Source organism: Opitutia bacterium (assembly GCA_016217545.1).
GTDB lineage: Bacteria > Verrucomicrobiota > Verrucomicrobiia > Opitutales > Opitutaceae > Didemnitutus.
The window spans coordinates 621,608-643,248 of the sequence record JACRHT010000017.1; the positions used below are offsets into that span (position 1 = coordinate 621,608).

19 protein-coding genes are annotated in these 21,641 nt (G+C 63.8%); all 19 read right to left on the reverse strand.

Going from position 1 to position 21,641, the window contains the following annotated elements; genetic code table 11:
* Positions 1–43 precede the first annotated feature (43 nt).
* Positions 44–937, reverse strand: a complete 894-nt coding sequence (locus HZA32_18635) for a hypothetical protein (protein MBI5426094.1) — start codon at positions 935–937, stop codon at positions 44–46.
* Positions 934–3,531, reverse strand: a complete 2,598-nt coding sequence (locus HZA32_18640) for a hypothetical protein (GenBank protein ID MBI5426095.1) — start codon at positions 3,529–3,531, stop codon at positions 934–936. The genes HZA32_18635 and HZA32_18640 overlap by 4 nt, the downstream gene beginning before the upstream one ends.
* Positions 3,528–4,562, reverse strand: a complete 1,035-nt coding sequence (locus HZA32_18645) for a flippase-like domain-containing protein (protein ID MBI5426096.1) — start codon at positions 4,560–4,562, stop codon at positions 3,528–3,530. The genes HZA32_18640 and HZA32_18645 overlap by 4 nt, the downstream gene beginning before the upstream one ends.
* Positions 4,562–5,497 (reverse strand): glycosyltransferase family 2 protein, encoded by a 936-nt coding sequence (locus HZA32_18650; GenBank protein MBI5426097.1) that lies wholly within the window; start codon positions 5,495–5,497, stop codon positions 4,562–4,564. The genes HZA32_18645 and HZA32_18650 overlap by 1 nt, the downstream gene beginning before the upstream one ends.
* A 9-nt stretch (positions 5,498–5,506) precedes the next feature.
* Positions 5,507–6,658: a LegC family aminotransferase gene (locus HZA32_18655; protein MBI5426098.1), complete on the reverse strand. Its 1,152-nt coding sequence runs from the start codon at positions 6,656–6,658 to the stop codon at positions 5,507–5,509.
* Between the two features lie 3 nt (positions 6,659–6,661).
* A complete protein-coding gene (locus HZA32_18660) occupies positions 6,662–7,657 on the reverse strand; it encodes a GDP-mannose 4,6-dehydratase (GenBank protein MBI5426099.1) in 996 nt (331 codons plus the stop codon).
* Entirely contained in the window at positions 7,647–8,666 is a 1,020-nt protein-coding gene (locus tag HZA32_18665) for a nucleotidyltransferase family protein (protein MBI5426100.1), read from the reverse strand. Before HZA32_18665 ends, HZA32_18660 begins: the two co-directional genes overlap by 11 nt.
* A gap of 170 nt (positions 8,667–8,836) precedes the next feature.
* Positions 8,837–9,511 carry an acetyltransferase gene (locus tag HZA32_18670; protein ID MBI5426101.1) on the reverse strand — a complete coding sequence of 225 codons (675 nt, stop codon included), beginning with the start codon at positions 9,509–9,511 and terminating at the stop codon, positions 8,837–8,839.
* On the reverse strand, positions 9,501–10,649 hold the full coding sequence (neuC, locus tag HZA32_18675) for a UDP-N-acetylglucosamine 2-epimerase (hydrolyzing) (GenBank protein ID MBI5426102.1): 1,149 nt from the start codon (positions 10,647–10,649) through the stop codon (positions 9,501–9,503). The genes HZA32_18670 and neuC overlap by 11 nt, the downstream gene beginning before the upstream one ends.
* Positions 10,646–11,686, reverse strand: coding sequence for an N-acetylneuraminate synthase (gene neuB, locus HZA32_18680; protein ID MBI5426103.1), 1,041 nt, complete (start codon positions 11,684–11,686; stop codon positions 10,646–10,648). Before neuB ends, neuC begins: the two co-directional genes overlap by 4 nt.
* Positions 11,687–11,691: 5 nt before the next feature.
* Positions 11,692–12,507 carry an SDR family oxidoreductase gene (locus HZA32_18685; GenBank protein ID MBI5426104.1) on the reverse strand — a complete coding sequence of 272 codons (816 nt, stop codon included), beginning with the start codon at positions 12,505–12,507 and terminating at the stop codon, positions 11,692–11,694.
* Positions 12,504–13,484, reverse strand: coding sequence for a Gfo/Idh/MocA family oxidoreductase (locus HZA32_18690; protein ID MBI5426105.1), 981 nt, complete (start codon positions 13,482–13,484; stop codon positions 12,504–12,506). Before HZA32_18690 ends, HZA32_18685 begins: the two co-directional genes overlap by 4 nt.
* A 20-nt stretch (positions 13,485–13,504) precedes the next feature.
* Positions 13,505–15,316: a thiamine pyrophosphate-binding protein gene (locus tag HZA32_18695; protein ID MBI5426106.1), complete on the reverse strand. Its 1,812-nt coding sequence runs from the start codon at positions 15,314–15,316 to the stop codon at positions 13,505–13,507.
* Positions 15,313–16,365 carry an NAD(P)-dependent oxidoreductase gene (locus tag HZA32_18700; protein ID MBI5426107.1) on the reverse strand — a complete coding sequence of 351 codons (1,053 nt, stop codon included), beginning with the start codon at positions 16,363–16,365 and terminating at the stop codon, positions 15,313–15,315. The genes HZA32_18695 and HZA32_18700 overlap by 4 nt, the downstream gene beginning before the upstream one ends.
* Positions 16,366–16,375: 10 nt before the next feature.
* Positions 16,376–17,881, reverse strand: a complete 1,506-nt coding sequence (rfbH, locus tag HZA32_18705) for a lipopolysaccharide biosynthesis protein RfbH (GenBank protein ID MBI5426108.1) — start codon at positions 17,879–17,881, stop codon at positions 16,376–16,378.
* Entirely contained in the window at positions 17,878–18,978 is a 1,101-nt protein-coding gene (rfbG, locus tag HZA32_18710) for a CDP-glucose 4,6-dehydratase (protein MBI5426109.1), read from the reverse strand. Before rfbG ends, rfbH begins: the two co-directional genes overlap by 4 nt.
* 2 nt (positions 18,979–18,980) lie before the next feature.
* Entirely contained in the window at positions 18,981–19,763 is a 783-nt protein-coding gene (rfbF, locus tag HZA32_18715) for a glucose-1-phosphate cytidylyltransferase (protein ID MBI5426110.1), read from the reverse strand.
* A gap of 103 nt (positions 19,764–19,866) precedes the next feature.
* Positions 19,867–20,235 carry an FG-GAP repeat protein gene (locus HZA32_18720; GenBank protein ID MBI5426111.1) on the reverse strand — a complete coding sequence of 123 codons (369 nt, stop codon included), beginning with the start codon at positions 20,233–20,235 and terminating at the stop codon, positions 19,867–19,869.
* Between the two features lie 90 nt (positions 20,236–20,325).
* A complete protein-coding gene (locus tag HZA32_18725) occupies positions 20,326–20,991 on the reverse strand; it encodes a putative Ig domain-containing protein (GenBank protein ID MBI5426112.1) in 666 nt (221 codons plus the stop codon).
* Between the last annotated feature and the right edge of the window lie 650 nt (positions 20,992–21,641).

Here is a 21,641-nt window from a genome sequence, read left to right on the forward strand (position 1 = left end):
GCATGGTCTTGCCACTGGTCTTCCGAGGGGGATTTCGAAGGGGTCATTTTTCGGGTCGCCTTTCTAAGAGTTCGGATTGAAGCGTCGCCAGCGCTTTCTGGCGCTCGACCAGCTTACCGCTCACTTCCTGAATTGCCCGATTCACTTTGGTCAACCGTTGCTGAAGAGCGATCATCTCGTTAGAACGAGTATCGAAACGCTCCACAATCCACATCTTCAGCAACCGGTTCGAGATCTGGGGAACCCTATCTTGCTCCACCCCGCCGATCGCGACCGGCGCACCTAAATCTGGAGCTCGTTCAGGGGGGGGCGGTTGAATCGACTCCAAAGCCGCCGACTTCTGCATCGAGAGCTGTGCCCGGACCGACGCCAGCGCGCTCCCCGCCGCCGAGTAGTCGAACCACACACGTTCAAAATACCCCACACTCTGCGCAACGGCTTCGGCCAGCCGCAGATTGTCTTGCCGCAGCTTCTCGAGGTCCCGTCGCTGCTCGTCGGTGATGGGTTCGGGCTCCGACGCGGCGATGGGCAACGCCTCCGGCTTCGCGACCGTGGCGCCGCCATCGCGCGCCCGTTCGTAGTCTTCTTGCGCGCGCCGCAGGGCATCCTGCGTTGCCAGCAGCGCCTGATTGGCGCTGAGAAGCGTCCGCTGCGTTTCCACCAGCTCCTTTTGGGAGCGCTCGAATTGCACCGTCAGCGCGGCGCGAATTTCCTCTGCCTGCAACATGCGACGCTGCATCTCGATCTGCACGTCGTTCGCCTGTGCGAGCGCGGCCTGAAACATGTCGAACTGCCGATTCATTTCGGTTTGGATCAGCAGCTGGCCGCGCGGCTGCCCACCGACACTGCGGAGAAAGAAAATTGCCGCGAGACACAAACCGAGAACCAGCAAGGGAACCAGCAAAGGTCGGAGGCGCGATTTCAGGAGGTTGATCATGGATACCTTTCCATGGAGGGGAAAGTGGCCGAGGACGGAGGGAAAATTTCGGCAACGGGAATTCGCAACTCCGACAGGGAAGCCCCTTGGACCAGTTGCACGGAACGAGGCAGCGTCGCCAGACCGCCCGAACTCCGAAACACCAGGCGCAGCGAAGTCCAGCCAGGCACATTCGGCACGAGATAGTCGCGCACCGCCGGGGCAGGCGGAGGCGGAATCGCGAGCAGCCGCCGGCCGGCGGGATCGGTGATCAACACCGACGCGGACCGATTGGGCGCCGACCAATCGACGCGGAGGTAGTGGTGCATCGCAGGATCAATTGGAATCATGCGGCTCGCCAGCGTCTTTCCAGAAGCCGAATCGCTGAACACCACCTCTCCGTCCCTGTCCACCGCCCGGCCGTCTGCGGACGTGACCGGATTCCCAAACAGCGACGCGTAGACGCCGGTGTCGCCCTGCCAGCAGCCGCGAAACGCATCGGGGAAAAAAGCCTCCGGCGAATAGAATGCCTGCGGCAGTGCCCATACGATGACGGGCGCCCCCTCAGGCTGCTGGCGCACTTGCGCGACTTTCCAAGGGCAGCGTCGTTTCACATTCAGCGTGCTGTCGACCAATTCAATCGATTGGTCACCGGCCGCAGTCAGCCCAACTAGCGCGATCAAACCATCGGTGCGGCGCGTCCGGATGAGTGGCAAAGGCCGGCCCGTCTGGTTAACCAGACCCATCCGGTCGATCTCCGCGGCGTCGGAGGGCGGCTCGACTAGAACCAAGACATGGCTCCGCTGTTCCCTCACGCGCAGTGCGAACGATTCGGATGGCAGGACGTTGTCCGCTTGCGACGCGCCAGCGAGGGGCACTCGTTCCAGCTCAGCCCAGCGGGCGCCGAAAGCGCGCGATTGCATAATGCCGACCGCATCCAGCTTCGGAATCACAGTCACACGCGTAAATTTTTTCGCATAGCCGCGGTGGCGTGCGGGACTGAAGAAACGATAAAACTGGTGCAGCAATACCGCGCCGGCGTCGCTTTCCGTGAAATAGCGCTCGCCGGGAGCAACGATCAGGGTGGCTTGTTTGGATTCCCCCGGAGGCGCCTGGAAAAAGCGAAACCACGCTCCGCCGTAGAGCCGCTGGTTGATGATGGTGGCCGGCTCGTAGAGCAACCGGCTGTTCTTATCCCGGCCATACCACAGCTCGGGCACGCCATGATGCCCGCGATCACCCCACACCGTTTCAAAAAACAGCGGCCACGAATCCCACGTCGTGCTGATGTTGTCTATCCGATCGACGACGCCGACGATGCCATACTGTTTCAGCTCGGGTCGGGCCCGCAGGTTTTCGCGCAGGCCATCCATAACCAAGGCGCGCTTTTCCAGCTGAAGATAAAAGCGGACGTCCGCCGCGATGCAGGCGGCGAGCATCGCCACCAGCCCGGCGGTAACGACGCGCGCATCGAGGCCGGCGAGCCCCGCCAGCCACCGCAAACCGTGCACCGCAACCAAGCCAACCGCGAGACCGAGAAACAGGTGCATGCGCCTGTCGATCACGGCGAGAATCTGCTGGCTGGCCGCGTCGAAGGCAGACATCCCGTCGACCGCCGGAACGACCACCGGACTCTTTCCGACAAGCACGAAGGGGAGGATGCCGACGAGCAACACCGCCCCCCCCACCATCGCCCAACCGAAGTCGGTCGCCCGTGCGACCGGCCGCTCCCCCGGCGCCCGCGACCAGAGTATCCCGAGCAGGCCGAGAAGAAGCGGCGCCAGAAACCACCACGAAAAGAGCGTGGATTCCGCGAGCGCTAGGTAGCTCGACCCGAAACCGCGCAGGCCCTCGAGAATCACCGGCCCGTTGAGCGCGGGTTGGTTGTATTGCTCCCACGTGGGGAAAATCAGGCCAAAGGCCTGGCGCACTAGCCAAAATAGCAACGGCAGCGCCAGCAGCCAGTAGCGTAACGCGAGATACTCCAGCGTCGCATCCACCAGTCCCTTGCCGCTCCGCCGCCAAAACACCGCCGCATGCGCAGCCACAAAAAAGAGGAAGAACACGAGCAACGCCCCAAAATGAAACGAATAGAACACCAACGCTGCGGCCCCTACGAAAAACCGCCGGCGACGCGTCGGCCCTTCCGCCTCTTCCCCCAGCATCATCAGCCACAGTGCCGTCAGGAACAGCAGCAGGCCCAAGGGGTAGAACAGAAAGCTCACCATGAAATGCACCAAGTAGCCCGGAACGGCCACGGTGAACGCGGCGACCCACGCAGCATCAAATCGCCGCGTGGGAGCCAAATGCGAGAGCACCAGAAACACCATTTGTCCCAACGCGACCACCACCGCGAAATCGATGAGACGCAGGACGAGCAGATTGTCTCCGACCAGGAAGAACGGCAACGCCTGCAACACCGTCAACGGCATGCTCAGGTAGATCGCTCCCTGCCACGCCGCCGATAGCGACGCCTCCTTGTAAGCCAGCAGACTGAACCAGTCGTCGCTCACGACGATCGTGCACAGCGGGAGCAACCCGTGGGCGAGCACTGCAACCAGGAGGATCCAGCCAAACGCCCGGCGGGCGGACAGCGTTGCGGGAGCGGAGCTCATCGTTGCGAGAGCATGGCATCACGGGTCGCCACCGCGCGCGACGCGCTCCAGCGCGACAGCACAAAGGCGACCCCGCCGGCGAGTCCGATCACGAAGTCGGATGACAAGCCGACGACGGAAAGCGCAATCACCCGCTCGGGCAGCGGCACGTTCCCCGCCGATCCCACGTCGAGGGCCGTGAGCATCAGCACGAACACGACTTCCCGCACACCGTGGCCGTTGATCGATATCGGAAGAATCAGCACCATCAGCACCACGGGCAGCATGAACCACACCTGCCAATAGGTGATTTCCAGGCCGACGGCGCGCGCGTAGCAGTAGAACACCGTGAAATTCACCGCATGGCCAGCCATCGCCAAGCCGATGATCGCCGCCAACTGCCGATCGGGAACGAGAAAAACGCGCCCGGCCTCCAGCCGGTCGAATATTCCGCGCGCGAGCGCCGCGGCGCGCCTGCGCACCGGGCCGATCAGCGCCATGCCGACCCCGATCGTCGCGACCGCGAGACCCACGAGCGCCAGCCGACCGACGGGCAAGTGCTGCTGCTCTAGCCAGCGTTCGAACGCCGAGCCGAGTGGCAGCACGAACACGCCTACGCCGGCCAGCGCCGCGAGCAGCGCCGTGGCGATCAGTCGATCCACGAACACCGCGAGCGTCGCGTCAGTCTTCCGCTCCGGATGCGCCGTCCACAGCGCGCCGAGACGATAAAGGTCTCCGCCGGTGCTGCCCGGCAGAAAGAAATTCCAAAACTGGCCCACCCAGGCGATGCGGATGGCTTCGGCGCGCGGCAGCTCAAGACGTCCCTTCCGAAGCACCTGGACGAAGCGCACCCCCAAGAGGAGCATCATGCCATTCGCCAGCGCAAAGCCAACTGCGACGTATTCGAGCCGGGCCTGGCTCACCACCTCGATCGCGCGCGAGAGATCAAAACGTGCAACAATCCATCCGATCAGCGCGAGCGAAACAACTGCCTGGATCGCGACCAACGCATGCCGCTTGTGCGAGGACGATCTCTCTTCCGGTGCGTCCATCAGAAATTGATCCGCTCCTGTTCGACGACGAGCGGTCGGTTTGAAACCTTGGTGAAGATGGCGCCGATGTATTCGCCAATCACTCCGATGAAGAAGAGCTGCACCGACGCGAGGCAGAACATCCCCACAACCAAGGGTGCCGTGCCTAGGGTGAATGCATCCCAGAAAACGAGCTTCCGCACGAGATACCACAAGCCGATCAGCATCGAGACCACGGAAAAGACGAATCCGCACAAGGTCGCAATGCGCAACGGAACCTTGGTTTGGCTGATCAGGCCGAGGATCCCATGGTCGACCAGCCGGAGAATGTTGTAGCTGCTGAAGCCGCGCTTGCGGGCCGGCTGCACAAACGGGATTTGATGCATCGGGTAGCCGAATTCCGCGATGGCGCCGCGGAAAAACGGATCCGGATCCGCCATTCGGCGAATGTGCTCGATCACTTCGCGATCATAGAGACCAAACCCCGTGAAGTTCTTCAGGGGAGTCGCATACGACATCCGCTGCACAAGTTCGTAGTAGAAGCTGCGCGCCAGTCCGAACAACCAGCTCTCTTCGCTCCGCACCTTCACCGCTGCCACGATCTTGTGTCCTTCCTCCCAGCGACGAACAAACTCCTCCACCATCTCGGGAGGATTCTGCAGGTCCGAAGCGAGACACACCACGGCGGCGCCGCGCGCGCTGAGCAGCGCGTTGCCGCCGGATCGCTCAGGCCCGAAATTGCGCGCGTTGAAAATGGCCTTCACTCGCTTGTCCGCCCGGCACAGCTCCCGCAGCAGCACGCGGCTGCCGTCGGTGGAGGCATTGTCCGCGACGATCAGCTCAAAATCGTAGGCGGGGAGCTTCTCGAAAACCGCGCCAATGCGCTGGTAGAGCTCCCTCAGGTTGGCCTCCTCGTTGCGGCAACCGGTGATCAGAGAAATCAGTTTTCGCTCCATAAGGCTCCCTCAGTTGAGCGCGAGCAGAGCGGCGATGACCCGCTCCTGCGTGGAGGCGTCAAGACTGGTTGAACACGGAAGGCTGAGGCCGCGCTGCCATAGGTCCTCGGCGACGCTGCAGTGCCACGACGGACACTCTCGATGCGCCGGGCTCAGGTGCATCGGTTGCCAAAAAGGCCGCGTTTGAATCCCCGCGTCCTGGAGAGAAGCCAGCACGGCGCGCCGATCCGTCTTCGCGCTGGCGACCATCAGCGCCGTATAGAGCCACCAGTTCGTCTCCGCCCATGGCGCTTGTTTCGGCAGGATCCATCGACCGGTCGAGCCGAGGGCGGCATCGTAAGCCGCCGCAATGCGCCGCTTCGTCTTGAGGAACTCGGGCAGTTGCTCCAACTGGGCACAACCAACGGCGGCCTGGAGATTCGTCAGGCGGTAATTGTAGCCCACCGCTCCGTGAACGAATTCCACCGGGTCGTCCTTGGCCTGCGTCGTGAGGTAGCGCGCCCGCTCCGCGAGGGCCGCATCGTCCGTCGTCAGCATGCCACCGCCGCCGGTCGTGATGATCTTGTTCCCGTTGAAACTGAAGCAGCCAATCCGGCCGATCGAGCCGGTGGGCCGGCCAGCGCACCGGCTGCCGAGGCTCTCGGTCGCATCCTCGATGATTGGCAGGTTCCACTCTTCCGCGAGCGCAAGGAGCGCGGGCATCTCGCACGGGTGCCCGAGCACGTGCACGGGCAGCAAAGCGGCCACGCGACGCCCGGTAGCGCGGTTGAAGACCCCGTGGGCTCGCCGTTCACAGCCGCGCCGAAGAAAGTCCTGCACCTTATTCGGGTCCATCTGCCAATAGACCGGGTCGCAGTCCATGAAGACCGGCCACGCTCCAAGGTAGCGCACCGCATTCGCGGGCGCAATGAACGTGAGGGACGGCATCAACACTTCCTCGTCCCGGAGAACGCCCAACACCATCAGCGCAGTGTGAAGCGCTGCCGTGCCGGAGGCAGTCGCCACGGCGTATCGGGTCCCCGCGGCCTGGGCCATAGCGGCTTCAAACCGGTTCACGTAGCTTCCAACGGACGAAACCCAGCCGGAATCTAGACACTCCTTCACATATTTCCACTCGTTGCCACCCAGGTTCGGAACGCTCAGCGGGACAAAGGCGCTCATTGTTTAGACATTATATTGGTTCGGTTTGTAGCGGCCGAGATTCTTTTCAAGCCACGCGATCGTTTGCAGCAACCCTTCCTCAAGGCTGACCGCCGGTCGCCAGTCCAGCGTGGCAAGCGCGAGCCGGTTGTCGGCGATCAGACGCTCGACCTCGCTCTTGTCCGGCCGGTGACGTTCTCCCGTCTGCACCACCTCAATCCGGCGGTCCATTAATTTGGCGACCAGTTGCGCCAGCTCGCCGATTGCGATCTCGCGACCCGAACCAAAATGGATCGTCTGGCCGATCGCTTTCTCCGCCCGGGCCGCGGCGAGGAAGGCGTCCACCGTGTTAGCAACATAGTTCATGTCGCGCGTCGGCGTGAGGTTGCCCAGCTCGATCCGCTCCCGTCCTGCGAGGATCTGCGTGATGATCGTCGGTATCACGGCGCGCGCGGACTGCCGAGGTCCGAAGGTGTTGAACGGGCGGACGGTGACGGTCGGAACGTTGAAAGAACGCTGGAAGCTCTCCACGAGCTTGTCCGCGCCGATCTTGCTCGCCGAGTAAGGCGACTGCCCCTGCAATGGATGTTTTTCGTCGATTGGCGCGTAGAGCGCCGTGCCATACACTTCGCTGGTCGAGGTGTGCACGAGCCGACGGACCCCCAGCTCGCGCGCGGCTTGCAGCACGTTCAGGGTTCCTTCGACGTTTACCCGCACATACGACACCGGCGCGGTGTAAGAATAGGGAATCGCGATCAACGCGCCGAGGTGAAATACCACTTCGCAGTCGCGCATCGCCTGCTTCACGCTGTCGCGATCTTGGAGATCACCGGCGAAGACCTTGATCTGTCCCCGACAAGGCGACTCTTCCAACCACCCCCAGAGCCCGCTCGACGAATACCGGACCATCGCGCGGACATCCGCGCCCAAGCCCGCCAAACGCTCGGTGAGGTGGCCCCCAATGAAGCCACCCGCCCCGGTCACCAGCACTCTGACACCATTCCAGTCTTTATTGTCCATTGATGAGAGAAGATGCTTCGCGGTTCGCCGCCTCATAGTCCCCCTGGCGGCCGATGTCGGTCCATTTCTCGCGAATCGGAAAACTGGCCACCGGCTGACCGGCGTGAATAATCCGCTCGATCAACTGCGGCATGTCCAGCCGCTCGCCCCGCACAATATGGTCGAAAACGCGGGGCGACAGGATGTAGATGCCCGCGCTGACGAACCAGGAATGCCGGGGCTTTTCCTCGATCGCACGAATCAACGCATCGCTGATGCGCACCACGCCGAACGGGACCACGTGCTCATATTCGCGCACGGCCACGGTCATCGCTGCTTTATGCTGGCGATGAAAATCGAACATCCTGCCGAAATCCAGCTGCGTGAGGATATCACCGTTGATAACCAATTGATCGGTCTGCGGCACCGGCAAAAGGCTCAGCGCCCCTGCGGTTCCCAACGGACTCTCCTCGTTGAGGTAGTTGATGTTTACGCCAAAGCCGGAACCGTCGCCGAAATGCTCACGGATCTTTTCCGGACGATAGTGCGTGGTGAAATGGAAATCCCGCACGCCGGACTCGCTGAGCTGACGCACGAGGATCTCGAGGATCGGACGTCCGCCGACCGGGAGCATTGGTTTCGGGGTGTGCTCCGTGAGCGGAAACAGCCGCTTGCCGAACCCGCCGGCCATCACCACCGCGCTGAACCCCATCTCGTCCATGTCCTGGGGAGCCAATGTCGCGATTTCCGACACCCGTCCTGCAGCATCCAGCAACGGGAGCTGGCGCACGCCGTGCCGGCGCATCAGCGCAACGCACGACTCCCGATCCGTGCCCGTCGGTGCCGTCAGCGCGTCCGGGTGGGGCGTGTTCCGCTTGATCTCGAGAAGGCGCTCGACGGGGGCATCCAACGACACTCCCGCGAGCAGCCCGCGACGAACGTCACCGTCCGTCAGCGTGTTCACCAAACGATCCTGCCTGTCCACCACCACCGCGAGCCCCAACTTCCGGCTACGGTCGATCGCAGCCACCGCGGACCGGATGGTCGAAGTGGAAAAAACGAAGAGTTCTGCCGGTCTTACCATGTGTTTGACTAGGACACGCCGCCGGTCGTGCCCGACGCCGGCGCGCGAAAAGAGTGCACGCTCGCATCAGGGATTCCCCGGCACCAAACGGCAACGCAAATCTCGGGGCAAAATCCCTATCTTGCGTCCATCGCCCGCGCCGGCACACCCGCGACCACCGCTCGGGGCGCCACATCACGCACCACCATCGCACCGGCGCCCGTCAACGATTCCGCCCCGAGAACGCACCCTTGTTTGACACCGGCGCGCAATCCCACGAACGCCCCCGCCCCGACCTGCACCCCGCCCGCCAGCACGGCTCCCGGCGCAATGAAAGCGTGATCATCGATCCGACAGTCGTGCTCCACAATCGCGCCGGTGTTGATACAGACGTTTCGTCCGAGCGCCGCCCGGGAATTGATGACCGCCCCCGCCATCACGCAACATCCGCCACCCAAAGCGGCTGATTTCGCGACGACCGCCGCGGGATGAACCAAGGAGACGACATCGAACCCACGTTCGACCGCAAGTTCATATAGACGCCGGCGCGCCGCCGTTCGTCCGACGCTTCCCAAGCCGATGAAACAACCGGCGATGCCATCGCGCCGAAGTTCCGGCAATAAACTGTCGTCCCCCAATATAGTGACGCCTTGGCATTGACTGCCATGGCGCCCCCGTTCGGGATCAAGGAAACCGACGACCTCGTAAGGAGATCCAGGCAGGGATTCGATCAAATCCAGGATCACAGAAGCATGCCCTCCTGCGCCCAGGCCCACGATTTTGGTGCGACTTTTGTGCCCGTCAGTTTGCATCGATGAATTTTTTTTGGAGCAGACGACCACCCAACGGCGCCCGCAAAAGAACCCGGACGATCCGTGCGGCGGCGCCCCCGGCGTCGTAGGGATTCTCGAACATCATTCCCTCCGCCCGCGTCCGGAGCGCTTGGCGGAGCGCGGTCAAGACTGCGCGACGACGCGGCGCGCAATCGATGACGTTCCGCGGGCGGAGCCGGCCGCGCTGGCGCTCCCCGATGTTTACGACCGGCAGATCAAACGATGCCGCCTCGATGATTCCACTCGACGAGTTGCCGGCCATCAGCGTCGCGTGCGTCATCGCCGAGTAATACCGCACGAGCCCGAGGTTATTGACATAGTGGCTGCCGCGCCTTCGAGCCACGTAGCGTCGAACCAGGAGATCGAGCGCGCGCCCGCCCGCATCTGCGTTTGGTGCGGTGAACAGCACGGGCAGTCCAAACTGCTCCAACGCGGCGAGAACATCACGGCATTCGGCCGCCGAGTCATGCGCCCCCAGGGTGACGGGATGATAGGTAAAAAGTATGAATTGCGACGGTATTTTCCACCCCAACGAGGCGCCTAACTCCATGGGACTCATGATTTCGACTTCGCGGACATTATCCAATCCGATCGCGCCGACGTGATGCACCCGCCACGGCTCCTCACCCATCTGCCGGATCCGTCGCGCGTAATCCGGCGCCGAGGCAAAATGGAGGTGACTGAGCTTCGTCATCGAGTGCCGCAACGTGTCATCGATGGCTCCTTCGCTGATCTCCCCGCCGTGCAAGTGCGCGACGGGAATGTTGAGCACCACCGCAGCAACGACCGCCGCGTGCATCTCGTAGCGATCACCGAGAACGACGAGGATATCCGGCCTCCACGCCGCGAACGCCCGAGCGAATCCGGCCGTGCCCCTGCCAGCGGCGATGCCGACCGCCACCTCGTCGTCGGCGCGGGTCAGCGTCGGCACGGGCGCGTAGTCCCGAAAGCCGGCCGCCTCGATCTCCGTCACCGTCCGGCCGTGTTCCCGCGCGAGGTGGGCGCCCGCGACGAACAACTTCAGCCGCACTTCGCGTCGCGCTCGCAATCGCGCCAACAGCGGCCGATAGAGCCCAAAGTCCGATCGTCCGACCGTGACCACGCCGATCCGTCTCATGAGACCAGGTCCTCACGCAACAGGCTGCCGGCGGCGATCGCAACCCGCGCGCTCCGACCGACCAACTCTTCCAAGCGCGAGGGAGGCATCCCCGTGCCTGGGCGACGGCAAACCAGCATCTCCGCACGGATCTTCGTGCCCACCGCGATATCGCAGGCGGCGACCACGCTTTTCCGTGCCACCGCCGCAGTCTCGGCTTCGGACGGCAAAGGTGCCTTGATGCCGTCGCCGAGCGCCGATTCCACCCGACGGATCGCGCCAACAAATTCGGCCAGCTGCGCCGGATCGAGCGAAGCTGGGTGATCGGGACCGGGCATGGAACGATCGAGCGTGAAATGCTTCTCGACGACGCATGCCCCCAACGCGACGGCTGCCAGCGCGACCTCGATGCCCAAGGTGTGATCCGAAAACCCGACAGGAACTCCAAATTCACGCTGCATCGTCGCCATCGCCCGCAAATTGCATCCCGCCGGGGCAGCGGGGTAGTTGCTCACGCAGTGCAGCAGTGCCAGCGACACGGGGCCGCCACGCGCCACCGCCGCAACCGCGGCGCGGACTTCCTCCAACGTCGCCATTCCGGTGGAGAGGATTAGCGGGACGCCGAGCCGCGCCAGATGGGTCAGGTAAGGCGTGTTTGTGATTTCGCCGGACGGCACCTTGAGGGCATCCACCCCGAGTGCATGCAAGAAGTCCGCGCAGCTCTCGTCGAACGGCGAGGACATGAACATGATGCCGTGCTCTGCACACAACGCCTTGAGTTCGTGGTGCGCGGCATCGGAGAGCTCCAGTTTGCGCAGCATTTCCTGCTGCGTTTCCTCCGGTGCGGTCGCCGCCTTCTGGTAACCTGCTTTCGGCGCGTCCGCCGTGGCAAGCTGGGCCGCACGAAAAGTCTGGAACTTCACGGCGTCCGCGCCGGCCCGAGCGGCCACGCGAACGAGTTCCCGCGCCAGCGCGAGGTCGCCATTGTGATTAACGCCCGCCTCGGCGATGACAAAGCACGGTTGGCCCCCCCCCACTCGACGCCCGCCGATTTGCATTTCAGTTACCATGCCGTGAAGCCTCCATCGATGCAGATTTCCTGCCCGGTGACATAGGCGGAGAGATCGCTGGCCAGGAACGCGATCACGCCTTTGAAATCCTGCTCGGTCGCCATGCGGCCCAACGGCACCTTCCGGACGTATCGTTCCACGAAGGAGGGCGCCTGTCCCCGAGCGATGCCACCGGGGACGATCGTGTTCACGCGCACCTCTGGTCCAAGCGTAGTGGCGAGCCAACGCGTCAACTGCCCCAAACCGCCCTTCGAGGCGCCGTAGGCGGCGGGATTTCCCAGCGAAGTGCCTTCATAAAGAGACCAGTCGGGTCCGACGACGCCGTAAATCGAACTGATGTTGATCACGGATCCTTTGCCGTTGCGCCGCAGCAACTCGGTGCAGGTCTGCACGAGCGTGAAAGGTGCAGTGAGGTTGACCTCAAGCGCCTGCCGCCACGTATCAACGTCCTGCTGCAGGAATGGCACCGCCCACCCCTTCAGGCCCGAAGTGCCAACCAGTGCCGCGCAATTGATCAGCACATCAAGGCGCCCGAATTCCGTCGCCACCCGCGGCGCGATGCCCCGGACGTCCCGCTCCCGCGCCAAGTCTGCGGCGAGTCCCAGCGCCGGAACGCCGAACCGGCTCCGCAGGGCATCCGCGACGCCGGCGCAGCGTGTAGCATCCAAGTCGACTATCACCACCGCCGCACCGAGTTCCGCGAGCGTTTCTGCCGCCGCGCAACCCAGATGGCCAGCTCCGCCGGTCACGAGGGCAACTCGTCCCCGCAGAGATGAAAGTTCCGTGAGTAAAACCGGCGATGAACTCATAAGACGATCCTCTTGCCTTCGCTGGCGCTGGCCCGGGCCGCGTCGATCACGCGCAAAACCGCCCAACCATCGTCGGCGTCGACCATCGGCCGCGTGTTGTTCCGCACGCAATCGAAAAAATGTGCCAGCTCCCGCAGGTAGGCGCCATTCCGGTCGGCGTCCGTCTCCCGAAAAACCTCCCGTCCTCGTTTTTCGTTTGGCGGGAAAAAAAAGACTGCCTGCTGGGTTGCATCCCAGAGCAAAGTTCCGGCCGAACCGACGACCTTGCAGAACCGGCTGTAGGTCCGTTGAAGAAAATCGAGCTGCACGCTCGCCACCGCTCCCTCGGCAAAGCCGAGGTTGAGCAGGGCGAGGTCCTCGACTTCCAACTCGAGCGTGCCGCTCCGCTGGACGGTGGCTTGGACCCACTCGACGCGCCCGAAGATCCAGCCCAGATAGTGCAATTCGTGGCTGAGCTCGAGTAACACTCCTCCGCCCAAGTCGTGCCGCGCGCTGGCGCCGCGCCGGTAGTCGCTGCCGGGTCGCCAGTCGGGCAGGTATTGGCCGACTTCCGCGCGGATGCACAGCGGCTGCCCGGCCATCCCTGAACCGACGGCTTCGCGGAATGCCGCCATCGCGGGCGTGAAAACAAGATTGTAGCCGATCATGAGCACGCGGCCAAACTGCCGGGCCTCCGCGATCATTTCGGGCACCGCATCCGGTGTGGCCGCGATCGGCTTTTCCAAGAGCACGTGGCAACCGATCGCCAGCAGGCGGCGGGTCAGCTCGACGTGATGGGTGGCCGGCGTCGCAACGATCGCCGCCAGCGGGGCAAACGCACGGACGAGGTCGAAGTCGTAGAAGACGTGATCCGCGCCCGGCGGGGGCGCCGAATCTCCCTCTGCCACGCCGCTGCGCAGGACCGCAATTTCGGCCCGCGGAAACATCTGACGCAGATTGCCGAGGTGCCTCTTGCCGATACTGCCGTAACCGGCCACGAGCAACCGTTCGGAGCCACTCATGGTCCCGGCGTTTCGTCGTCGAACTGATGCATGTTCTCGTGGATTTCCTCGCGCGGGAGAAACGGCGCCATGTCCTCCAACGGACGCGACTCGAGCGTCCCGTCCGCCCGGCGGAACGCGGAGGCCTTGGGCGAGATGCCCTGCTCGATCGCGATCTTCACCTCGCAGAGGGCGGGACCGGCGGTCGCCAGCACGCGCGGGATGATCTGATCGAGATCCCCGTGACCATCGATACGGAAATAGGCGATGCCGTAGGCGTCGGCCAGTTTCGCAAAGTCGGGGTTCGCCACTCCGGACGCGAGGTCCGCGCCGACATAGCGCCCGTTGAAGAACGCGTTTTGCGTGGCGCGAATGCTCGAGTATCCCCGATTGTTGAAGACAAAAACCTTCACCGGCAGGCGATGATGCTGCAGGAAGAGCAGCTCCTGGATGTTCCACTGGATGCTGCCATCACCCGTGACGCACACCGTGGGCCGGCGCTCGTTCGCGATACATGCTCCGATGGAAAGCGGCAGATCCCACCCCATCGAGCCCCAGTTGTTGCTGGTCATCGTCCGTTGTCCGGGTTTGACCTTAAACGATTGGTAGTAGGTCACCGTGTCGAGCCCGTTCCCCGCGACGACCACGTCGCGCTCCTTCATGTGGTCCGCGAGCTTGTCCATGAACACATAGCTGTTCACGTGGCCGGTGTCCTGCAAAAATTCCGGCACGATGATCGGGTAGCGCTCGCGCCAGCGTTGGCAAGCGGGCAGCCACCGTGGCGAAAACTCGAAGCGACGCCCCTGCGCTTGGCGGAGCAACTCCTCCAGGAACGCTCGCACGTCGGCGAGGACCGGCAGGTCCGGCTTAATCACCTGGTGGTGCAGCTGGCCCGGGTCCACGTCGACCATCACCTTGCGCCCCTTGGGCGCGAAGCCCTTGAAGTTGAAGCCCACCTTGCTCAGCGAGAAGCCCGAGGCGCAGCTGAGCACGAGGTCGCAGTTCTGCACGGCGAAGTTGGCCCGGCGCTGCCCGGCGGTGCCGAAGATGCCGAAGTTCAACGGGTGCGCTTCGGGAATGAGGTCCTTGGCCGTGTAGGGCAGCACCACCGGCAGGCCCAGCGTCTCCGCGACTTGCAGGAAAAGTTCGTGCGCGCCGCCCATGCGGATGCCGGTGCCGCCGACGAGCACCGGGCGACGCGACGCCACGAGCCAAGAGAGCACTTCGGCAACCTTCGCCTGCAGCGCCGCCCGATCCCATGGCTCGCCCATCTCCGCGGGGTCGAATCCGCGCAACTGCGTCTCGTCGATTTGCGCGCCCTGCACATCGAGGGGAATGTCGATCCACACCGGGCCCGGGCGACCATTGACCGCCAGCCAGAGCGCCTTCTCGACTTCGTAGCGGATCGTCAGCGGATCGAGGATCGTCTTCGCATATTTTGTGACCGGCGCGACGAGGTTGACCGTCGGTCCCTCCTGCGGCCCCATCTGGCGAATCTTGGAATAATCGGCGATCAGGTCGCGCCGCACCTGGCCCGTCAGCACGACCATCGGCACCGAGTCAAACCACGCGCCGACGACACCCGCGAGGGCATTGACCGCACCGGGCCCGAGCGTGACGAGGCAGCCGGCGGGACGATTCGCGACGCGCGCCCAGCCCTCGGCGGCGATGGCGGACGCCTGTTCGTGATAGTTACAGTAGTAGCGCAGGCGCTGATTGGACCCCAGCGAGTCCAGCAGATGCATAATGCCGCCGCCCGAAACGGTGAAGAACGTGTCGATGCCGCGCGAAGCGAGCAACTCCATGACGTAGTCGGAAAGTTTTATCATTGGGGAAATCCTCCGTCGGCCCGGTGCCAGGCGGCGGTTCGCCGGATGGCTTCGGGCAGCGCCACCCATTCGTCAAGCCCGAGCTCCTCCCGGGCGCGGCGGGTGTCGGGCACGTAGCGGCTCACCGGCGCCCCAGGCACCGCGGCGCGCGCCACGTTGATGTCCTGCCCGGGAGCCACCTCCGCGCGCACGATTTCCGCGATCTCACGAATTGAGTAATGTTGCGCGGCGCCGACGTTGTAGGCGCGCCCGCTCGTGCCCCGCAGTAGAATGGTCCAGAGCCAGATCGCCAAGTCGCCCGCGTAGAGATAGGAGCGGCGCGGCGTGCCGTCGCCTCCGATCCGGAGGGTGCGACCGGCCAGGGCATCGTTCAGGAAATTGCCGATCGCATAGTTCGCATCGAGCGGCAGGTGCGGCCCGACGAAAGCGAAGCAGCGCGCGACCTTGCCTTCGCGGACGCCGGGCACGCTGGCCGCCGCACATAGCACCTCGGAGGCGCGCTTGCTCTCGCCGTAGGCCGCCGCAGGACTCATCGCATCAGGAGCGAACGGGTGGTCTTCGCGGAGATGCTCGATCTCGGCCGGCTGGGCCCCGTAAGCCGCGCCAGAGCTGGTGAACAGGAATTTTCGGACGCCGCTCGCGACGACAAACTCAAGAAAGCGCTGCGTTCCCGCGAGATTGCTGGTGAGCATTTCCGCCGCGCTCACCGCTTCGTAGTTGGGCCGGGTTTCCGTCGCGACATGGCAGGCAAAATCAAACGCGCCAGCCGGCAGTGGAAAGCCCTTGGCGTCGCCGACCAGCAGCTGGATTTCCCCCGCCGCCGCCAGATGCGGGGCCTTGGCGGCAAAGCGGTCGCGATCGCGCGTGAGCACCACCAGCGAAGCGCCCAAGCCGAGGCGGCGATTCGCGTGCAAAAACGATTCCGTGAGCCAGCAGCCAAAAAAACCGGTGCCTCCGGTGAGGAACAGCCGCGCTCCGCGCACCTCTTCCCACAGCGGCCGGGTGCGCTGGAGGATTTCCTCAAGATCGTTGCTGGCGAGCGGCCGCATGGGCGAAAAATCAGCGCCGGCAGAAATTGCGGATCGTCTCGACCATATGGTCGAGCATCGGCACGGTGAGCCCCGGATAGGTGCCGACGAACACCGCAGTATTCATGATCTCGTCGGCCCCCTCCACTCCGCCCACGACGCGAAACGCCTGCGGCCGATCCCGCTTGAGCTGCACGAAGACCGGCTGGCGGAGCAAATTGCCGCCAAAGAGCATGCGGTTGCCGATTTTCTTCTCGTCGAGATGGCGCGCGAGATCGGTGCGTGTGAAGCCGGCGTTCGGCCGCACCCGCAGCATGAAGCCGAACCACGAGCAATCGGTGCGAGCTCCCGTGGCATCCCAGGAGAAACCGCGGGCCGTCCACTCGGTCGCGTGGGTCGGAAGGGAGAAATCGAGGCGATCTTCGAGCCCGGCAAGGCCGGCCCGCAGGTGCTCCCAGTTGCGCTTCCGCGCCTCGATGAACGCGGGGAGCTTGCGCAACTGCTGCCGACCGATCGCCGCCTGGGGGTCAAGAGGCTTCAGATTGTAGCCGAGGTGGCTGTAGATGTATTTGTGGTCGTAGCCTTCGGGCAGCTCACCGAGCTGCCAGCCGAAGCGCTTGTGGCAGGTATTGTCCTTCCCGCTCGCGCACCAGCAGTCGCGGCCCCAGTCGCGGAAACTTTCCGCGTAGGTCTTGAGCGGCGGACGATGCACGATGTTGACCGCGCCGCCCTCGCCCATCGTCAGGTGATGCGGGGGATAGAATGATTGCGTGGAAATGTCGCCCCAAGTGCCGGTGTAGCGGGTGATCGTGCGGCCGTCGGATGGTATGCCCGGCGAATTCTCAGTGAAGCCGAGCGTCTGCGCGCGTTCGATCGGCAGCGAATAAGTGCAGCCCAACGCGTCGCAGTTGTCCTCGATCAGCCACAAATCGTGGCGGCGGCAGAAGGCGAGCACCTCGCCGAGATCGAAGGGATTGCCGAGCGTGTGCGCCATCATCACCGCCTTGGAGCGCCCCGGCACGTATGCAGCCTCCAACCGATCGACCCGCGCGTTGCCCGTGACGGGATCATTGTCGATGAACACCGGGACCGCGCCGAGCTGGACGATCGGAGCGACGGTGGTGGGAAAGCCCGCCGCGACGGTGATCACCTCGTCGCCCGGCATGATTCGTTTGGCCGGCGGAAGCTTGTGGCTGGTGAGCGTCGCGAGCGCGACGAGATTGGCCGACGAGCCGGAGTTGACCAGCAGCGTATGCTTCACGCCGAGGAAGCCGGCAAGCTCGTGCTCGAATGCTTCGCCCTCGACGCCGAGCGTCAGCCAGAAATCGAGGGTCGTGCCGATGGCCGCCTCCACCTCGTCCTCGGTGAAGACGCGCCCCGCGTAGGGAACGACGTCCTCGCCCGGCCTGAACCCGTGGCTCGTCGCCCTCGGCGCCTCGCGCCCGGGGCGCAAATGAGCATGGGCTGTTGCGCTATACTCTCGCACGAGGCGCAGTATCTCGGCTTTCTTTTCCGCCAAGGATGAGGGGGAATTCATTGTGTCCAGGAAAGTGAAAGTGCGCCCGCAGCCTCCGCGTAACGCTGGATCTGTCCGCGCGTCAGCGCGGGCGCGGCGACGGTTTTTTCGTGATCCTGCCGATACCACGTCACGGTCTGCTCAATCGCCTCGGCGAATGGCCAGACCGGCTGCCAGCCGAGATGATGGTAGGCTTTATCGGTGGCGAGATTCAGAAGCTTCGCCTCGTGCACCGCATGCGGATCGCTCCGGTCTTCCCAGCGCCCCGGCCAATGTCGCAAGATCTCGGCGACGAGGTCCGCCACGGTGCGGTTGGAGGTCATCGCAGGGCCGAGGTTGAAGGCGGAAGCCAGGATTTCGCGTTCGCGTCCTTCGGCGGTGGCGAGTCGGGCGCCGAGTAAAAGATAGCCGCTGAGCGGCTCCAGGACGTGCTGCCAGGGCCGCGTAGCAACCTTGTTGCGCACGGGGATCGGATCGCCCGCCTTCAGGCTGCGAACGCAATCCGGCACGATCCGGTCGAGCGCCCAGTCGCCGCCGCCGATGACATTGCCCGCCCGCGCGCTCGCGAGCCGAACCGTGGACGCGAGGGCGGGGAAATAGGAGCGGCGGAAAGCACTCACAACCAATTCTGCGCAGCCCTTGCTCGAACTGTAGGGATCCCAGCCCCCCATCGAATCCTCCTCGCGGTAGCTATGAACCCATTCACGATTCTCGTAGCATTTGTCCGTGGTAACGACGACGACAGTGCATGGGTGTGTCAGCTGCCGCGTCGCCGATAACACGTGAACGGTTCCCATCACATTGGTGGCATACGTCTCGACCGGGTGCGCGTAGGAGAGGCGCACGAGCGGCTGCGCAGCGAGGTGGAAGACAACGTCCGGCGCGCACGCCGTCATCTCGGCCGCAAGCCGCGCAGGATCGCGAATATCGGCTTCGATGTGACGGCCAATACGCGTGGCCAAGCCCAGCTGAGCGAACAGCGAACCGTTTTCCGCCGGAAGACTGTAGCCGGTCACCTCCGCGCCGAGCAGCAGCAACCATTCGCACAGCCAGCTGCCCTTGAAGCCGGTGTGTCCGGTGACGAACACCTTCCTGCCGCGATAGAAATCGTGGAACATAGTCACCAGATCTTCCACGGCGCCTCTCCACCCTCCCAGAGGCGGTTGAGCAGCGTGAATTCCTGGAACGTGTCCATCGGCTGCCAAAAACCCTCGTGCAGGTAGGCGCCGAGTTTGCCGTCGCGCGTAAGCTCCTTCATCGGTTGCTGCTCGAGCATCATGCCGGGGTCGTCCGGCAGATAATCGAAGATAGCGCGGTCACAGACCATGAAACCGCCGTTGATATAGCCCCCCACCGTCTGGGGCTTTTCGTTGAAGCCCACCACCCGCTGCGCAACGTCGAGCGACAGCTCGCCGAACCGCCCTGGGGGGTGCACTGCGGTCATGGTGCACACCGCCTTGGATTGGCGGTGTTGCCGGATCGTCGCGGCAATGTCCACGTTGCCCACGCCGTCGCCGTAGGTGAGGAGGAATGTCTGGTCGCGCCCAATATATCTTTTGATCTGGCGGATCCGGTAGGCGGTCATGGCGTTTTCGCCAGTTTCCGCCAGTGTCACCTTCCAATTTTCCTCGGTGTGGCGGTTGTTGAAAGTCACTTTTGTCCCGCGACCGAGCGACAAGGTGGCGTCGCATGTGTGCCACTGGTAGTTGCGAAAGAAATCCTTGATCATTTCGCCCTTGTAGCCGAGGCAAAGGATGAAATCCCGGTGGCCAAAAGCCGCGTAGATTTTCATAATGTGCCACAAGATCGGCCGATTCCCCACCGGGACCATCGGCTTCGGCCGATACTCGGTTTCTTCGCGCAGGCGCGTGCCTTTGCCACCGCACAGAATGACGACTTTCATGAGTGCCCCACAAGGGCAACCGCGCCGCAGTTATGCAATCAAGAATCGGCACCAGCCTGCGAGCGATAACGCGGTCGTTCTGCGGCCGTCGCGGTTTTAGCCCTCAGCCCCTCAGGCGCCATGACGGACGAAGGGTCGGGAGGCCGAGGGAACTCGCGATTTTCGTGTGAACCATGACCCAAACGACCCGATCGCCGGTGCCAGTGTTTTCGAGCAAAATGTCGGGCCCGCCATCGCCGTTGAAATCACCGGAGCCCACGATGCGCCAACTCACCGCCAAGGTGGGCAAGCCGATTGATCGCGCGATCGTCTCGTTCGGATTCAGGCTCCAGAAGACACGGTCGCCGGTGCGGGTGTTCTCCGAAATCAGATTGTCCAGCTCATCGGCCGCGAACGGGCCCGCCGCCGCGATGCCCCACTCCGTCGGCAGAGTTGGCAGCGCAATCGTGTTGTCCACCTTTGTGCGGTCCATGACCCAGATCGCGCGCTCACCGGTGGTGGCGTTCTACCGCACGATGTCGGGTTGCCCATCGAGATTCACGTCCACCACCGCCGCAATCCGCTAGGTCGCCGCCAAGGCCGGGAGCTCGGCACCGCCACCGATCACGCTGTTGTTCATCATCCAGAGCACACGGTCTCCCGTGCTCGTATTTTCCAAGAGGAGGTCGTGGAGCCCGTCCCCGTTGGAGTCGCCAATGCCGGCGAAGCGCCATTCGGCCGGCAGGGTCGGCAGGCCGGTCGAGCCGAGGATGTCGCCCGCGACTCCCCTCGCCCATAGCACGCGCTCGCCGCTGAGCGAATTTTGCAGAACAATGTTCGACCTGCCATCCACAGTGTGGAAACCCGCGCCGGCAAACCGCCAGCCGGCATAGAACGTCGGCAGGTCGATCACCGCGCAAACCAGCCACGCTGGCGCCAAGGTCGGCAGCGAGAGCGAGGTGGCGATCTCGACACCCTTCATCTGCCAAATCACCCGCCCACCGGTGCGACCGTTCTCCAGCGGCAGATCGCTTTGCAGACCGCTGGCCAGGGAATCGGGTGCGGGGACGCGCACCTGCAAATGGAGATCGGCCCACGCCGTGTCGCCCCAGTTTGCCGCCACGAGTTGCGCGCCGAACGTCCCGAGCGTCGTCGGCACGCCCGAGATTACTCCCGTGGTTTGGTCGACGGAGAGACCGGCAGGCAGACCGAGCGCATTGTAGCTCGTGGGGAGGTTGCTTGATGAAATAAGGGAATCGCGCGGGGAAACCGCACGCCACTATCACTCCGGAAGCGTCCGTGATCACGGGCGGCGGAGGTGGCGCAACGATCAGCGTGAGATTCTTGGTGTCCCGCCCGCGCGAGCTCGCGGCGGCCAGCGTAAGGATGAACGTCCCCGCCGCAGTCGGCGTGCCGGAAATCTGTCCCGTCGCGAGATCGACCGCCAATCCCGGTGGCAAACCCAAGGCATTGAACGCGCTGGGGGATTCGCAGGCCGAAATTCGGAACGAAAAGGGCCGGCCGAGCACAACGTCCTGCGTCAGCTCTCCCGTGATGACCGGAGGAGGCACGTAGTGATCCGGAACAGACGGCCAGATCGTGTCGGTCGACGCCAAGAGCACTTGGCCATCATCCCCGGCCGCGGCGCTGTCGAACGGAAAGCCGGGCGGGAAAAATGTCGTCTGCCGCCAAGTTCCGCCATCGTCCGAGACTGCCAGACCGGAGAAATGGCTCGTCCAACCATAGAAACGTCCGTTCAGGTGAACCATTTTGCCCCACTGTTGATCGCGCGCGGTCCATTGGACGCCGTCGAGGGACACGAACGAATCGATCCAGAATTTCCCTTGGGCATAGAGGATCCACCAAGGCGCCAAGCCACTGAACTCCTTTGCCACGAAC